At 70.5% G+C, this 15346-nt stretch carries 17 protein-coding genes and 1 riboswitch; of the genes, 6 read left to right on the plus strand and 11 right to left on the minus strand.

Annotation, left to right across the window (positions count from 1 at the left end; all coding sequences use genetic code 11):
* Window positions 1–44 precede the first annotated feature (44 nt).
* Together AH6_RS38350 and AH6_RS38355 are read right to left on the minus strand one after the other, a co-directional pair.
* Complete coding sequence (locus tag AH6_RS38350; protein WP_067490612.1) at window positions 45–635, minus strand: GNAT family N-acetyltransferase; 591 nt, start codon at window positions 633–635, stop codon at window positions 45–47.
* Between the two features lie 64 nt (window positions 636–699).
* Window positions 700–1950 carry an NsdA family TPR-like regulatory protein gene (locus AH6_RS38355; protein ID WP_083983868.1) on the minus strand — a complete coding sequence of 417 codons (1251 nt, stop codon included), beginning with the start codon at window positions 1948–1950 and terminating at the stop codon, window positions 700–702.
* Between the two features lie 447 nt (window positions 1951–2397).
* Here AH6_RS38355 and AH6_RS44425 point away from each other — a divergent pair, with 447 nt between their 5' ends.
* Window positions 2398–2574 (plus strand): hypothetical protein, encoded by a 177-nt coding sequence (locus AH6_RS44425; protein ID WP_157431973.1) that lies wholly within the window; start codon window positions 2398–2400, stop codon window positions 2572–2574.
* 11 nt (window positions 2575–2585) lie between these two features.
* On the opposite strand, the gene AH6_RS38360 is transcribed toward AH6_RS44425, so the two are convergent.
* A complete protein-coding gene (locus AH6_RS38360; RefSeq protein ID WP_373861879.1) occupies window positions 2586–3101 on the minus strand; it encodes a GNAT family N-acetyltransferase in 516 nt (171 codons plus the stop codon).
* A 95-nt stretch (window positions 3102–3196) separates the two neighbouring features.
* On the opposite strand from AH6_RS38360, the gene AH6_RS38365 reads away from it, so the two are divergent.
* Window positions 3197–3520 (plus strand): WhiB family transcriptional regulator, encoded by a 324-nt coding sequence (locus AH6_RS38365; RefSeq protein ID WP_067490617.1) that lies wholly within the window; start codon window positions 3197–3199, stop codon window positions 3518–3520.
* Here AH6_RS38365 and AH6_RS38370 read toward each other — a convergent pair.
* On the minus strand, window positions 3517–4470 hold the full coding sequence (locus AH6_RS38370; RefSeq protein ID WP_067490620.1) for an NADPH:quinone oxidoreductase family protein: 954 nt from the start codon (window positions 4468–4470) through the stop codon (window positions 3517–3519). The two genes, AH6_RS38365 and AH6_RS38370, sit on opposite strands and share 4 nt — an antisense overlap.
* Window positions 4471–4584: 114 nt before the next feature.
* On the opposite strand from AH6_RS38370, the gene AH6_RS38375 reads away from it, so the two are divergent.
* Both AH6_RS38375 and AH6_RS38380 read left to right on the plus strand, forming a co-directional pair.
* Window positions 4585–5196 carry a rhomboid family intramembrane serine protease gene (locus AH6_RS38375; protein WP_067490632.1) on the plus strand — a complete coding sequence of 204 codons (612 nt, stop codon included), beginning with the start codon at window positions 4585–4587 and terminating at the stop codon, window positions 5194–5196.
* Window positions 5197–5246: 50 nt separating this feature from the next.
* The gene (locus AH6_RS38380; protein WP_067490635.1) at window positions 5247–5636 is read left to right on the plus strand and encodes a DoxX family protein; all 390 of its coding nucleotides are present in this window, start codon (window positions 5247–5249) and stop codon (window positions 5634–5636) included.
* Window position 5637: 1 nt separating this feature from the next.
* Here AH6_RS38380 and AH6_RS38385 read toward each other — a convergent pair whose 3' ends face one another.
* From AH6_RS38385 to AH6_RS38395, 3 genes are read right to left on the minus strand one after another with little or no spacing between them, the layout of a single operon-like run.
* A complete protein-coding gene (locus tag AH6_RS38385) occupies window positions 5638–6381 on the minus strand; it encodes an SDR family oxidoreductase (protein WP_067490640.1) in 744 nt (247 codons plus the stop codon).
* 24 nt (window positions 6382–6405) lie between these two features.
* Window positions 6406–7863 carry a hypothetical protein gene (locus AH6_RS38390; RefSeq protein WP_067490642.1) on the minus strand — a complete coding sequence of 486 codons (1458 nt, stop codon included), beginning with the start codon at window positions 7861–7863 and terminating at the stop codon, window positions 6406–6408.
* 40 nt (window positions 7864–7903) lie between these two features.
* On the minus strand, window positions 7904–8689 hold the full coding sequence (locus tag AH6_RS38395) for a sporulation protein (RefSeq protein WP_067490649.1): 786 nt from the start codon (window positions 8687–8689) through the stop codon (window positions 7904–7906).
* A gap of 117 nt (window positions 8690–8806) precedes the next feature.
* Window positions 8807–8873: riboswitch (guanidine-III (ykkC-III) riboswitch) on the plus strand.
* 32 nt (window positions 8874–8905) lie between these two features.
* On the opposite strand from AH6_RS38395, the gene AH6_RS38400 reads away from it, so the two are divergent.
* On the plus strand, window positions 8906–9226 hold the full coding sequence (locus AH6_RS38400) for a DMT family transporter (protein ID WP_067490670.1): 321 nt from the start codon (window positions 8906–8908) through the stop codon (window positions 9224–9226).
* Window positions 9227–9287: 61 nt separating this feature from the next.
* Here the strand turns inward: AH6_RS38400 and AH6_RS38405 are convergent, their stop codons facing one another.
* Genes AH6_RS38405 through AH6_RS38420 form a run of 4 tightly spaced genes read right to left on the minus strand, consistent with a single transcriptional unit; the run spans window position 9288 to window position 15035 of the window.
* Window positions 9288–10613, minus strand: coding sequence for a UDP-glucose dehydrogenase family protein (locus tag AH6_RS38405; protein ID WP_067490651.1), 1326 nt, complete (start codon window positions 10611–10613; stop codon window positions 9288–9290).
* A 37-nt stretch (window positions 10614–10650) separates the two neighbouring features.
* Window positions 10651–11820, minus strand: coding sequence for a right-handed parallel beta-helix repeat-containing protein (locus AH6_RS38410; RefSeq protein WP_067490665.1), 1170 nt, complete (start codon window positions 11818–11820; stop codon window positions 10651–10653).
* Window positions 11811–12983, minus strand: coding sequence for a right-handed parallel beta-helix repeat-containing protein (locus tag AH6_RS38415; protein ID WP_218006028.1), 1173 nt, complete (start codon window positions 12981–12983; stop codon window positions 11811–11813). Before AH6_RS38415 ends, AH6_RS38410 begins: the two co-directional genes overlap by 10 nt.
* A 39-nt stretch (window positions 12984–13022) precedes the next feature.
* Window positions 13023–15035 carry a right-handed parallel beta-helix repeat-containing protein gene (locus AH6_RS38420; RefSeq protein ID WP_067490666.1) on the minus strand — a complete coding sequence of 671 codons (2013 nt, stop codon included), beginning with the start codon at window positions 15033–15035 and terminating at the stop codon, window positions 13023–13025.
* 67 nt (window positions 15036–15102) lie between these two features.
* Between AH6_RS38420 and AH6_RS38425 the strand changes: the two genes are divergently transcribed.
* A partial coding sequence (locus AH6_RS38425; protein WP_157431974.1) for a hypothetical protein occupies window positions 15103–15346 on the plus strand: 244 nt, incomplete at its 3' end.

Raw genomic sequence — 15346 nt, forward strand, 5'->3', positions numbered from 1 at the left:
TAGGCACGGGCTCACCGGGGAAGGTGGGTGCGTGCGCGCTGCGACTACGGGCTCTTGCTCGGCTCGGCCGCTGATTGGCGACGGCGAAGGAGCGGCAGGGGGATGACCATTGCGTCGAAGTGCGGGGCGTCCTCGTACGGGCGCAGTTTTCCGATCTTCTGCCATCCCCAGCGTGCGTACGCGGCCTGCGCGGATTCGTTGTTCTCGCGGACCAGCAGCGTTGCGCGTTCCTCTTTGCGGCCGTGGAGCAGTTCGTCGTGTAGAGCGTGCGCGACGCCTTGGCCCTGCCACTGCGGGACGACCATCAGTTCGTTGAAGGCGAAGGTGCGCGTGCCGGTCTCGGTGGTGAAACCGTCTGGGACAGGTGTTGTCAGCCCTTGCCACCAGCGCGCGCCAGGCGGCAGTGCGTATCCGAACGCCTGGCCGACCGGTTGGCCGTCGATGTAGGCGATGACGATCTCGAAGCCGGGGGCGCGCAGGTAGCCGCGGACACGTTCGGCGAAGCGGTCGCTGGAGTAGAACGGATCGCTGATCACCTCGGCGTGCGTGGCCTCGTACAGCGGCACGATCACGCTGGTCATGATCTGCTCGGTGGAGGTCGGGTCGTGGCGGGTGTAGGTCAGGCTCGGCGGCATTGTTCTCCTGCGGTGAGTGCGAGCGCTTCATGGGCGTCCCAGGCCGCCGGGCGGCCTTGTTCGGTTAGGGCAGTGCCGTTTGTCCACCTGGTGGGATCAATGCGCGACGCTCCGACTGGACTTGCTCGGCCAACTCGTCCACGAGCGGTTCGTCTGGCCAGCGTTCGTTCAGGCGGTCCACCAGTTCGGCCGCGCGGGGGAGCAGGTCGCCTGATCGACGTGACGGCTCCAACGCGGTGCGCCCGTGGTGGACGGCGTTTTCCAACTCGCCGCGACGGCCGGCGACCAGGCCGAGATCCAGATGCACCATGGCCAGCCGCATCGGCCAGCGGAGCCGTCCGTCGCCAGGGCGGCACTGCGCGACCACCTCGCGGGCGTGCTCTTCGGCCGCGTCGTCCTCGCCGAGCATGGTGTAGATCGTCGAGCAGTAGAACTCGTACTTGTCGTGGTCGAACACGAAGTGGTGGTCGGGGTGGTCGGGGCGCGGCAACCGGTCCAGGACCGTCCGGCCGACGCGGAGGGCCTCCACCGCGCGCCGGTCGCCCATGCGCGCGTACCCGCGACCGGCTTGCAAGGTGAGCTGGACGGCGGCGTTGCTGGCTCCGGCGTGCCGGAGCCCGGCCTCGCTGTAGGTCACCACGTCGTCATAGCGGCGCTCGACCAGGGCGAACCATGCGGCGATCTCCCAGGACCAGCCGATCAGCTCGCCGTGCCCCGCCTGCTCGCCGAGTCGGCGGGTGGTGCTCCGGGCGATCTCGGCGGTCGCCGGATCACCGGCGTCGTAGGCGGAGCACGCCAGCAGCGCTGACAACCATCCCGCGCGCACGAGCAACTCGCGATGTTCGTTCAGGGTGGTGCGTCCGTCGAGCAGGTCAAGGACGTACTCCAGATGCGCGCGTCCGCGCCTGCACAACTCTGCCGGAGCCACGGTCGGGTAGTCGCGGCACAGGCGGTCCACGGTCACGTCGAGCAACTCCAGGGCCCCAGCACCGAGATCGGTCGTATCGACTCGGCCGACCAGTTCCATGAATTCCACGTCGGCGGGGGCAGGAGATGTCAGGGGCGCGAACAGTTCGGTCTCGGGGACCTCCAGGGCAGCGGCCCAGAGCATCCGGTAGCGGGGACCGACCGCGCGTTTTCCGCCTTCGTGGTCGCGGATGGCCCGCTCGATGTCACGGGCGCAGGGAAGTTGAGTGCGAACGCGCGGGGGCGCGACCTCGCGGAATAGCGTGGCGAGATCGGCGACGACCAGGCCGCGGGCCTTGCGCTCGGCGCGCAGCCGGGCGCCGGTGGCCTTGTTCTTCTCCGCTGACATGTCGCTATGCACCTCGGCTGGAGACGTGCGCAGACGTGTGCCTACGTCTGTCCTCGTCTCCGATTATCACGCTGACGTGTGCCGACTGTCACAGCTTCACTGGTTGTGGGCGCGGGCTAAGGCGAGAGCCGCTGGCGCAGGGCTCTCACCTTGGTCCGCGCCCATCTGGAACGTCAGACGGCCCCGGCTGGGGGCTTGGGTGGAGGTGAGGTCCATCTATGTGCGCGGTGAGCGATGACGTGCAGCAACGTGCTGACGCGCGTCGGCTCGATGCTGAGCGTCCCTACTGGGTCATCTGGTGGGGACCACGGACGCGGCGGTTCTGGGCGATGCCCGCGCGTGGGATGGCCGCGCCGTTGATCGACCGTGCCCGTCCTGACGAACTGGTCGCCGCGATGCGTGAGGTCGAGGCGTGGCATGGCTGGCCGCACGGTTTCGGGAGGGGCGATGGGTGACGAGCTGAGCCGCGAGGAGCGGCGGCGGATCGTGCGCAAGGCTGAGGCGTTCGATGCGTTGATGTTGAACCTGCCTACTGCGGCGCATCCGTTTCGGGGAGACCCCGAGGTCGTGAAGTGGGCGCTGGAGATCCTCAATGAGCCCGATCCGGACCAGGACGGTTGCTAGGCGCGCCGGGGTCAGTCGTCTTTCAGGTGGTATTTCATGCCCATGTGGGACGGGCGGAAGCCCATTTTCTGGTAGAAGCGGATCGACTCTGGGCGTTGGCGGTCTGTTGTTAGCTGCACCACCCGGCAGCCTCTCGCGCGGGCCTGGTCTATGGCCCACGTGATCATGATCTGTCCGATGCCCCGGCCACGTTGTTCGGCGGCCACTCGTACGCCCTCGATCTGCGCGCGTTCGCCGCCCGTGTAGGTCAGGCCCGGAATATAGGTCAGCTGGAACGTGCCCGCCATCGTGCCGTCCAGTTCCGCCACCACCACCGTGTTGTTCGGGTCGCGCTCGATCGCCGCGAAGGCGTGCAGGTACGCCTCCGGGATGATCTCGCCCGGCGCCTCGCGGGTCGCGCCCAGGGGGTCGTCGGCCAGCAGGCGGACGATTTCGGGCAGGTCGTCCCGCGTCGCCTCACGGAAGGTCACTTCTGGAACATGCCGCACGTCAGACAGGCTATCCGGACGTTCCGCGACGTTGTTCACCGCGACTTGTAGTACTACGACTTGTAGTACTACGTTGGGTGGGCAACGAACCCACCCCCGGAAACTGCCGGCGACGATGCCGCAGGGAGCCAGCGATGTCGAATCCGAACAACGAAGAGCACTGGAGCGACCACGCCATCTGCCATGGCGCCGATCCCGACCTCTTCTTCCCCATCGGGTACTCCGCGGAGGTCTTCCAGGAGCAGGAGCGGGCGGCCAAGGAGATCTGCGGCAACTGCCCCGTGGTCGCCGACTGCCTCGCCTGGGCCCTGCGCGTCGGCGAGCCCGACGGCATCTGGGGCGGCACCACCCCCGAGGAGCGCCGCCACCTGCGCCGCCGCGTGGACGCCCCCGCGCGCAAGCGCCTTCCGGTCATCACCGTGCGCGGGGACGCCTCCACCGAGCAGGCCGCCGCCTAGGGGATCAGGGCCACCTTGCCCACCACCCGGCGCTCGTGCAGGTCCGCCAGCACCTCGGCCGCCCTCTCCAGGGGCTCGGTGCGGGGGGACGGGGGCGTGATCTTTCCCTCATCGGTCCAGGTCAGCAACGTTTCCAGCAGGGCGCGCTGCTCCAGCGGGTGATGCAGTTGCCAGGCGCCCCAGTCGACGCCGACGACGGTCCGGTTGCGCAGCAGCACCTGGTTCAGTGGCAGGGACGGGATCGTGCCCGACGCGAAGCCGATCACCGTGTAGCGGCCGCCCTCGCGCAGGGCGCGTAGGGCTGGGTCTGCCAGGTCGCCACCTACCGGGTCATATATGACGTCCACGCCGCCGTCCGAGAGTGATCGGGCGGCGGTTTTGATGTCGTCGGTCGTGTCGATCGTCTCGTCCGCTCCGGCGCTGCGGGCGGCCTCGCGCTTTTCCGGGGTGGACGCGGCGGCCAGGACTCGGGCTCCTAGGGCTTTGGCCACCTGGACGGCTGCCAGACCCACGCCGCCGCCTGCGCCCAGGATGAGGATCGTTTCGTTGGGGGCGAGGGTGGTTCGGTTTTTCAGGGCGAACAGGGCTGTGCAGTAGCTCTGGATGAATGTCGCTGCGCGTGGGGCGTCCAGGGTGGTGGGGACCGTGGTCAGGGCGGGGGCTGTGATGTGGGTTGCGAAGCCGCCTAGGCCGCACATTGCTACGACTCGGGTGCCGGGGGCCGGGGTTGTTACGTCTGGCCCTGTTGCTACTACGGTGCCTGCGATTTCGCTGCCTGGCACGAACGGCAGTGGGGGCTTGATCTGGTAGCGGCCCTGGACGAACAGGCCGTCCACGAAGTTGACTCCGGCTGCTTCCACCTCGATCAGGACCTGGCCTGGGCCCGGTTCCGGGGTGGGCAGGTCTCGCAGTGACAGGGAACCCAGTTCTTCGCAGACGAGTGCGCGCATCGGGCCAATATGGCGGAAACCGAATCCGATTCGCCAGGGGCGGGCGGGGACGTTCCCGCCCTCCCGTCCGTTGACCTGGTGACGGCAGGGTCATCCCGATCTACGGTGGAGGACATGAGCTACCCCCCGGTCCCCGAGCAGCGGCGGCGCTCCGCCGGACTCGCCACGCACGGCGTGCGGGCGGTCACGGCCCTCACGCTGGTGCTGCTGGTCACCGCCGCCATGTGGGTGCTGGAGTTCGTCGACTACACGATGGACGGCGCGCTGGACGAGTTCGGCATCCAGCCCCACGACGTGCGCGACCTGCCCGACATCTTCACCGCGCCCTTCCTGCACGTCGGCTTCGGGCATCTGCTCAGCAACACCGTGCCCTTCATCATTCTGGGCTTCCTGGCGGCGGCGCGGGGTGTCGCCAAGTTCCTCGCGGCCAGTCTCGTGGTGATCATCGTCGGGGGGCTCGGCGTCTGGTTCACCAGCTCGGTCAACACCCTGGGCGCCAGCATCCTGGTGTTCGGGTTCTTCGGCTACCTGCTCGGGCGCGGGATCTTCGAGCGGCACTGGCTGGACATCGCCATCGCGGTCGGTGTGGTCGCCGTCTACGGCATGACGTTCCTGGCGGGCGTGCTGCCCGGTGATCCCTTGATTTCCTGGCAGGGCCACCTGTTCGGGTTGCTGGGGGGTCTGCTGGCCGCCTGGATGTTCCGCCGCTCGCTCGACGGGCGATGATTCGGCGGCCTCCTGAGGGTCTGTATCCATGACCCCCCTAGGAGGCTTCCATGGCAACCGAACGTAGCCGCGCCGTCCAGATCGTCGTCTGGGTGCTCCAGATCCTGCTGGCCCTCATGTTCCTCAGCGCCGGTGTCCAGAAGCTCGTCGGCACCGAGCCCATGACCGACATGTTCGACGAGATCGGCGTCGGCCAGTGGCTCCGCTACGTCATCGGCTTCCTGGAGGTCGCCGCCGCCGTCGGGCTCTGTGTGCCGTTGTTGGCCGCTGCGGCTGCCGGCGGCGTCGTGCTGCTGATGATCGGCGCTGTCGTCACCAGCGTCGCGGTGCTGGACGAGAACCCGCTGGTGCCACTGGTCGTCGGCGTCGTCGCCGCCATCGTCCTGGCGCTGCGCCGGGCGGAGCTGACGCGGCTGCCCGCCCGGCTCGGCACACGCTGACTCAGTGCGGGCGCACGGAGACGTCGCTGACCACCGCGTCGCGCGGCGTCTCCAGCGCCCCCACCAGCACCCGCGCCACCGTCGCCGCGTCCGCGAAGTCCTCGGCCCGGTAGTCCTTGCCTTCCTGGGCCCGCACCCTGCGCTGCATCTCGGTCGCCGTCCGCCCCGGGTAGACGGTCGTGACGCGCAGCTCCGGCTCCTCCGCGCGCAACGAGTCGGCCAGCGCCCGCAGCCCGAACTTGCTCGCCGCGTACGCCGACCAGTTCGGGTTGGCGCGCAGCCCGGCGGTCGAGTTCACGAACACCACGTGCCCCTGCGCCGCCCGCAACGCCGGGAGCAGCAGCCGGGTCAGCTCGGCCGCCGACACCAGGTTGGTGTTGAGGTGGTCGATCCACTCGTCGGCCTCGGTCTCGGCGACCGTCCCCAGGTGCACGAACCCCGCGCTGTGGATCACTCCGTCCAGGCGGTCCGGCAGGTCGGCCTCGACGAGCGCGGCCTCCAGGCGGCGCGGCTCGTTCAGGTCCAGCACCAGCGTGTGCACCGCCGTCGCGGTCGCCGTGGTGGCCTGGCCGATCGAGAACGCCTGCGTGCGCGCGTGCGCGCCGCCGCTCAACGATCCGCTCAGCGCCGCCAGCTTCTCGGCCGAGCGCCCGGTCAGGATCAGGTCGTGGCCGCGCTCGCGCAGCAGCCCGGCCACCGCCGCGCCGATGCCGCCGGTGGCCCCGGTGATGAGATAGGTCCCCATGGCGTCCCATTCTGTCGGTCGGACTCAGTTCGGTCGCAACACCCGGGTGACCCCGGCGATCAGCGCGGTGGCCAGCACCCAGCCCGCGGCCACCAGCCCGTAGGCCAGCCACCGCGAGCCGCCGGACGGGTCGAACGCCTGCTGCTGCCCGAAGGTGTCGATCGGGATCAGCAGGTCCAGCGTGTAGACGAAGGCGTGGAAGACCGGGCGCTCGTCGGGCGGCTTCACCGCGCGCGGCTTGTCCAGCGAGAACACCGTCGTCCCGAGCGCCACCAGCGCCCCGAACCACGCGAACGCCAGCCACGGCCGGTACCCGAACCCCACCGTCCAGTCCAGCAGGTAGTTCCAGCCCCGGGCGACGGCGGGCAGCTTGCGGCGGCGCGCCCGCTGCTTGGCGAGCTGCACCTTGCGCGCCAGCTCGTCGTGCCCGGCCGCGTGGTACCAGGCGGCGAGCTGCTCGTACGGCTGGAGGTGGAACATCTTGTCGCGGCCGACCCAGCTCAGCCGGTCCTTGAACTCCGCGCCGCGCAACATCTCGTAGACCAGGCCGTTCAGGTACATCTCGTCGGGCCAGATGTCGGGGTGGTCCTGGATCTGGGCGATCCGGGAGTACGAGAGCGACACCCGGCCCTTGATCTTCTCGGCGGGCCACAACAGCAGCTCGTCGGCCTGGATGTGGCTGGCGTGCAGCGCCATGCGGTCGGGGTCGCCGGAGTCCAGCGTCGCCTTGGAGAACGACAGGGTGCCGTTCACCCGGGCGCTGCGCAGCCGCACCGTGCCGAGCGCGGTGAAGCCCGCGCTGAACTCGGCGGCGTCCTCGACGATCATGTTCTGCGCGTCCAGCGCGATCCGGCCCGGGTTGCGCAGCGTGGTGCCCTGCATGAACAGCCCGCCGTTCATGCGCGCCCCGACCAGCCGCACCCCGCCGGTGATGTCGGCGTCCTGCACGAAGCAGCCGACCTCCACCACGGTGCCGCCGCTGAAGATCGCCCAGGTGGCGGGGTCGGGCGCGACGATGGTGGCCGCGTTCAGCCGCAGCCCGCCCAGGATCTGCGCGCGGGTCAGCCGCACCTCGCCCTCGATCAGCGACCGGGACAGGCTGAGGAAGCCGTCCACCCGCAGCCCGCCGCCGTCGAAGCCGGGCATCCGGCAGTTCGACAGCCGCATCTGGCGGGTCTGGCAGTTGGAGAAGTCGGGCGGCGCGACCAGCCGGCAGAACTCCAGCCGCAGCTCGTGCTCGACGGTGCCGCCCCGCAACGAGAGCGTCCCGACGACGTACGCGCCGCGCAGGTGCACCGCCGGGACGCGCCCCGGCACGCTGTCGCCCGCGCCGAGCAGCAGCTGGGCGATGATCTCGGCGCGGACGATCCGCTCGGGCGCGGGCCCGGCGGGCAGGTCGTCGCCCAGCACGACGGGGGTGCCGGTCGGGAACGCGTGCCACAGACGGCGTTCGACATCACTGAGTCCGGGAGGCTCTGCCACGGGCTCCTTTTCTACGGGCCGCCGGGCCAATGATCAATAGTTAGAGGAAACCCCGTCGCCGGCCGGCCTGCTGGAGGAAGCCGTCGAGCTGCTGCTCCCAGTTGTTCTGGCCGACCGTCGCGTAGTCGACGGTGAAGCGGGCGAACGAGTCGTGGCCCTCGGTGAGGACCCCGCCGCGCTTGTCCAGCTCCAGCACGACCTCCATCGACTGCGGGTAGGAGACGAAGGTCACCTCCAGCTGCTTGATGCCGCGCGCGTAGTGGCCCGGCGGGTAGTACTCGATCTCCTGGTAGAACGGCAGCTCCTGGTGCACGCCCCAGATGCGGCCCTTCTCGCAGTCGGCGTTGCGGAACTGGAAGCCGAGGTTCTGGAAGGCCGCGAGGATGCGCTCCTGTGCCGGGAGCGGGTGCACCGCGATCGGGTCGAGGTCGGTGGCGTCGACCGCGCGCGCGACCTCCAGTTCGGTGGACAGGCCCACGGTGGTGCCGTGCAGCGGGCGGCCGTACAGGTGCGTGAGCGGCGCCTCCCACGGGATCGGGAAGCTGAACGGGACGCTGTAGCGCGCGCCGTCGTCCAGCCGGAACGGGCCCGACACCCTGATCTTGGAGTACTCCAGGTTGGAGGCGTACTCGTTGTCGCCGGACTCGACCTCGACGCGGGTCCGCAGCGCCAGGTTCACCCCGAGGACGTCGGAGTCGTGCTTGCCGCCCAGGATCGTGACCTCGCCGGTGACGGTCCCGCCCGGCGTGGTGCTGGGGTTGTGCAGGACGGTCTCGACCTCCGGGCCCCCGATGCCGGCCGCCTGCATGAGCTTCTTGAAGACCACGTGTCGCTTCCTCCCGTGCGTGGACACATCCCGTCCAGTAGACGCCCTGGGAGGACGTTACGTTCCCGGCCCCGCGATCGGGGAACAACCGGTCATTTCCCTTGGTTATGGTGGAGTGCGAGGGCCCTTTTCGGTCCTCCCGGACGAGGAGCGCGCCGTACCCGGCAGGCAAAGACGACGCGCACGACCACCGTCGCCTCTCCCGGGAGAATGATCATGGCCTGGCTCCTCGTCGTCGTCGCCGGACTCTTCGAAGTCGCGATGGCCCTGTGCCTCAAGCTCAGCAAGGGTTTCTCCGCACCGCTGCCCAGCGTGGGCTTCCTGGTGTTCGCCGCCGTCAGCTTCGGGCTGCTGAACCTCGCGCTGCGCACCCTGGACGTCGGCACCGCCTACGCCGTCTGGGTCGGCATCGGCGCGGTCGGCACCGCCGCGCTGGGGATGCTGGTGATGGGCGACCAGGTGTCCGCCCTCAAGATCGGCGCGCTGGTGCTGATCATCATCGGCGTCGTCGGGCTCAACCTCGCCGGCGGGCACTGACCGCCGGAACGGCGAAGCCCCCGGCCCCGGAATCGTCCGGGGCCGGGGGCTTTCGTTGCTCTTAGGACCTGCCCAACGCCCGGTACTCCCAGCCCGCGTCGCGCCACTGCTTGGCGTCCAGCACGTGGCGGCCGTCCACGATCCGCTTGGTCCGCACGACCTGCGCCAGCGCGTCCGGGTCGATCTCGCGGAAGTCGGCCCACTCGGTCAGCAGCACCACCACGTCGGCGTCCTGCGCCACGTCCAGCGCGCTCTCGCCGTAGCGCAGCTCCGGGAAGGCGCGGCGCGCGTTGTCCAGCGCCGCCGGGTCGTAGACCCGCACGTGCCCGCCCAGGCCGTGCATGGTGCGCGCCACGTCCAGGGCGGGCGCGTCGCGGATGTCGTCGGAGTTCGGTTTGAACGCCGCGCCCCAGCACGCGATCCGCGCGCCGGAGATCTGGCCGCCCAGCAGCTCGCGCACCAGGTCGACGGTGCGGGCGCGGCGGCGGCGGTTGATGTCGTCCACCTCGCGCAGGAACGACACCGCCTGCCCGACGCCGATCTCCTCGGCGCGGTGCGCGAACGCGCGGATGTCCTTGGGCAGGCAACCCCCGCCGAAGCCGAGGCCCGGCTTGAGGAATTTGCCGCCGATCCGGTCGTCCAGGGCCAGCGAGTCGGCCAGGTCCTTCACGTCCGCGCCGACGGCCTCGCACACCTCGGCCATCGCGTTGATGTAGGAGATCTTGGTGGCGAGGAACGAGTTGGCCGCCACCTTCACCAGCTCGGCGGTGGCGAGGTCGGTGGTCACCACCGGCGTGCCCTGCTCCAGGATCGGCGCGAACGCCGCGCGCAACCGCTGCTCGGCCCACTCCGACGCCACCCCGAACACCAGCCGGTCGGGGTGCATCGTGTCGTCCACCGCGAAGCCCTCGCGCAGGAACTCGGGGTTCCACGCCAGCTCCACGTCCGTGCCCGCCGGGGCCAGCTCCTGCACCATCGAGGTCAGGCGCGCGGCCGTGCCGACCGGGACCGTCGACTTGCCGACCACCAGCGCGCGCCGGTCCAGGTGCGCGGCCAGCGCCGACACCGACGCCTCCACGTAGGTGAGGTCGCAGGCGTCCGAGCCGGGCTGCTGCGGGGTGCCCACGCAGATGAAGTGCACGTCGCCGAAGCGCCCCGCCTCCTCGAAGGAGGTCGTGAAGCGCAGCCGCCCCGACTCCAGCGCCTTGGCCAGCAGTTCGGGCAGGCCCGGCTCGAAGAACGGGACCGTGCCGGACGCGAGCTGCGCGATCTTGCGCTCGTCCACGTCCACGCCCAGCACCTCGTAGCCCAGCACCGCCATGCAGATGGCGTGCGTGGCGCCGAGGTAACCGGTGCCGATCACGGTGAGCCTCGGGGAATCGTTCATGACCTCTCCCTTTCGTGTGTGCGTCTCCCGCAGGCCCTCAGGAGCACGTGCCCTTGTTGAGCAGCTTGCCGCCGGCGACCTTGTTGTCGCAGGCGACGGTGTTGCCGTCGGAGAACAGGGCGATCCCGAATCCGCCCCTGCCTCCACGAAGATCCATGACGTTGCCCCGGAAGGTGTTCCCGGTGCCCCAGCCCTGGTACTCCCGGTGCGTCTGGAAACCGTCGGCGACGGTCCGCGCGCCCCGGTTGCCCTCGATGAGGTAGCCGTTGCCCTTCACGTCCACCCACGAGTCGTTCACCTTGTCGCCCGACAGTTTCGACCCGTCGAAGGCGTTCCCGGCGATACGGCCGCCGGTGGTGCCCTCCTTGACGTCCACGGCCTCGGCCGTGGCCTGGACGCGGTTGCCCACCACCAGGTTGTTGTCGCTCTTGTCGGGTTGCCCCTGGGTGAGGGCGGCCCAGTTCTTGTGCGAGGAACCGAGGTAGATGCCCTCGCCGAACCGGGGGTTGCGCCGCCCCGTGTTGTAGATCCGGTTGCGCTGCACGGTGTTGCCGGTGCTGAACCGGCGCAGGTGGACGGCCTCGTCGCCGACCTCGCGCACGGTCAGGCCCTGGATCACCGTGCCGCTGGAGCCGTCCAGCATCACGCCCTTCTGGCTGCGCTGCACGGTGAAGCCGACCAGCCGCCAGTGCCCCGCGTTCTCCAGGTGGAAGCCGTAGCCCTTGCCGGTGTCGGTACCGTCCAGGACCGTCTTCGGCGACCCGCACACGAAGATCGGCTTGTCCGGGGCGCCGGAGCGCTGGCTGCGGTAGCGGCCCTTGTAGACGCCCGGGGCCAGCCGGATCACCTCGCCGGGTTCGGCGACGTTCAGCCTCTTCTGGAGCTCCACCGGCGTGCGGACGGTGACGGTGGGCGGCGGGCACTGGACCGGCGCGGCCTGCTGGGGCAGCGGCAGGTTCTGCGGCGCGGGCGGCGCGGCGGGGGCCTCGCCCGGTCCGGCGCCGGTCGTGGGCGAGGCCCCGGCCTCGCCCGCGTTGCCGGACGCGCCCGGCGGCTGCGAGACCGGCGTCAGCGGGAACGGGTCGCCGGCCGAGGTCTTGCCGGACGGCCCGTCGTCCCCGCCGGTGAGCAGCAGGACGGTGCCGCTGGTGGCCACGGCTCCGGCCACCAGCAGCCCGGCGAACTTGAGATCGATCTTCAGGAGCACTGGCCCTTCTTGGTCAGCTGGCCGCCCCGCACCTTGTTGTCGCAGGCGATCGTGTTGCCGCCCACGGTGTCGTTGATGCCGACGCCGTTGCCGCCGGCCAGGTCGAGGGTGTTGCCCCGGAAGGTGTTGCCGGTGCCCCAGCCGTCGACGATCTTGTGGGTCTGGAAGCCGTCGGCGGGCGTCTTGGTGCCCCGGTTGCCCTCGATGAGGTAGCCGTTGCCCTTGACGTCGATCCAGGAGTCGTTGTGCTTGTCGCCGCCGGTCACCGAGCCGTCGAAGACGTTCCCGATGATCTTTCCGCCGGTGGTGCCCTCCTTGATGTCGACCGCCTCGGCCGTGGCCCGGATGACGTTGCCCCGCACCACGTTGTTGTCGCTCTTGTCGATCTTCCCGCCGGAGAACTTCTTCCAGTTCGACTGCGCCGTGCCGAGGTACACGCCCTCGCCGAACTTCTCGCGCCGCAGCCCGGTGTTGTAGATCTTGTTGTACTGCACGGTGTTGCCGGTCGAGAAGTTGCGCAGGTGGATGGCCTCGTCGCCGATGTCGTGCACGGTCAGCCCCTGGATGAGCGACCCGTTGCTGGTGTCGGCCATCACGCCCTTCTGGCTGTTCTGCACGGTGAAGCCGACCAGCCGCCAGTAGTTCGCCTTGTTCAGGTGGAAGGCGTAGCCCTTCTTCACGCCGCCGCCGTCGAGCACCGCGCCCTGGTCGCCGCACAGCCAGATCGGCTGGCTCTGGGTGCCCGACGCCTGCGCGACGAACTTGCCCTCGTAGGTGCCCGCCGCCATCTTGATGACGTCGCCCGGCTTGGCGCTGCGCAGCGCGTCCTCCAGGCTCCGGGTGTCCTTGACGGTCTTGGTCGGCCCCGGGCAGGCCACCTTGCCCTCACCGGCCGGCACGGGCAGCGCCAGCGGGGCGCCCGGCTGCGCGCCGCCGCCCTTGTCGTCGCCGCCGCCCTTGTCCTCCTCGTCGCCGCCGTCCTCGATCTCGGGCGCGGTGCCCGGTTCGTCGCCGTTCCGGTCCGGCCGCACCGGTCCCTCGTTCGCCGTCCGCTTCGTCTTGTCGTCGCCGTTCATGCCCGCGACCAGGAACGCGAGGCCGCCCATGACCAGCGCACCGATCAGCAGCCCCACGACGAACTTCACGTCGATCTTGATAGTCATGCCGGTCCCACTCCTTCGATGACCGCTCACCGTCGCCTGCTACCGGCCGGACGCCGCGCCGACCCGCTCCCCGTCCGCTCCGGACGGGCCGGACGGGCCGGGCGGCGCGGCGGCCGGGGCGCGGCGCAGCAGCCGCACGGGGCGCTCTTCGAGTTTGTCCTGATGCTCGTACGGGTGGCCGCCGCGGCGCCCGATCCGCATCCCGGCCCCGCGGGAGCGGAACATGGAGATCGCCACCAGCAGGAAGACGCTCGCCCAGATGATGTTCATCGGCTTGAAGACGCGCTTCACCCACGTCCAGAAGCCCGCCGTCTTGTTCCAGCCCTGGACGTTGTTGCCGGAGTTCACGTACGCGCCGGTGGCGCGGTCCACGTCGTAGACGCTGGTGCCCGCCCCGCTGAAGGTGTTGCCGGTGATCTGCGCCCCGGCGGCGTTGCCGCGCAGCGTCAGCGCGTGCCGGGACGCGCCCTGCACGGTGTTGCCGTTGATGACGCTGTTGGCGTCGCGCAGGTACAGCGCGGTCTCGGTGCCGGTGATGACGTTGCCCGACACCGTCCCGCCGGTGACGCCGTCGCGCAGCACCACGCCCTGCCGGGCCGGATTCGCGATCTGGTTGCCCGCGATGTTGGCGCGCACCGTCCTGTCGCGCGCCACGATGCCCATGTCGCCGCCCTGGATCTTGCTGTTCTGCACGGTGACGTTGTCGCCGCCCAGGATCTCCACGCCGTAGCGGCGGTTGTCGCGCGCGGTGCTGCTGGCCACCGTGTTGTCGCCGAACGCCTGGATCGACTCGCCCGACGCCGACGGCCCCTCGGCCAGCGGCTGCCCGTCCAGCGTGAAGCCGTTGCCGCCGTTCTCCTGCGCGGTGCAGTTGGTGACCCGCACGCCCTCGGTGCCGCGCGACAACACGAACCCGTCGCCGCGGCTGCGCGTCACCGTGGTGTTCTCGATGGTGGCGTTCTTGGCGAAGCGGTGCAGCAGCACCCCGTCCACCAGGCTGCCGGTGATGGTGTTGTTGGTGATCTGGGTGCGGTTGGCGGCGGTGACGAAGATGCCGTAGGCGTTGCCGCTGATGGTGGAGTGGTCCACCGACCCGTTCACCAGGTTGGCGACCGGCACGTGGAAGGTGCCGCCGGTCCCGCCGCCGGGCGCGGCCTTCACCTCGATCTCCTCCCGGTTGCCCCGGGTGACGTCGGCGGTGCCGTTGGGCAGCAGGAACCGGTGCGCCGCGCCGGTCGGCGCGGCCAGCCGCTCGGCCGCCGAGTCGGGCCGGTCCGAGCCGGTCAGCGCCAGCCCGCCGGTGCGGCCGCTCCAGAACCCGAGGTCGGAGAAGTGCGCGTACTTGGACGTGAACTCGCCGCCGATCGCGCGGATGTAGGAGCGGCCGTCGGCGACCTCGGTGTCGGGCTTGTGCGACTCGTCGTTCCAGCTGGTGAACCGCACCGGGTTCTGCGCCGAGCCGTTGATCTTCACGGTGGCCCCGGCGCTGACGATCGAGGTGAACGCGCCCGGCACGCTGCGCATCCGGATGGTGAGCGGCCCCGAGGCGCTCTGCAGGATCAGCTTGGCCCCGCGCGCCGCGAAGATGTTGACGCCCAGCAGGTAGGAGCCGTCGCTCTGCTTCTGGAAGTCCTGCCCGCCGAGCTTGGCCAGCTCGGTCACGTAGTAGGGGTCCTTGCGCTGCGGCAGCACCAGCGTGCGGCCGTTGGCGGAGCTCGCCACGTGCGGCGAGCGCGCCGTGGCCGCCACCGCGCCGCCGCCGGCGAGGTCGGACTCGTGCTTGGCGCGGACCTGCATGACCCGCAGATCCTCCTGGTCCACCAGCGTGGCCTGCTGCTTGGCGGAGTTGGGGGAGACCTGGTTGACGGGCGGCAGGTCGTCGTCGCCGCCTGAGAAGTAGGTGCGGAGGGCGTAGGTGCCGCCGCCCGCCAGGCCCAGCACGAGGATGGTGGTGATGACCTTGCCGTAGGCGCCCTTCTTCTTGGGCGGGGCCTCGCCGTAGGTCTGCTGCGGCGCGGGGGTCTCGGCGTCCTTCTTGGCGTGGGTCCCCATGTCAGGCGCCCCCTCCGTTGGGTTGCGGGACGCCCTGGCGCGGGGTCGGGTGCGTGGAGGAGCGGCCGTGCCCGTTGCCGTTGGCGGGCGCGTGCGGCGCGGCCAGCGGCTGGGCCCCGGCGGGCTGCGGGACGCGCGGTTGCGCGCCGCCCGGTCCGGCGACGTGCCGGTCGGTGGACGGCTGCGGCACGAGCGGCCGCGCGGCCTGCGCGGGCTGCTCCGGCGCGGGCTGTGCCGGCGCGGGCTGTGCCGGCGCGGGCTGTGCCGGTACCGGGTGGGCGTCCGGCGCGGACCGCACGGCCTGCGCGGAC

This window comes from Actinomadura hibisca NBRC 15177 (genome assembly GCF_001552635.1).
Classification (GTDB): domain Bacteria; phylum Actinomycetota; class Actinomycetes; order Streptosporangiales; family Streptosporangiaceae; genus Spirillospora; species Spirillospora hibisca.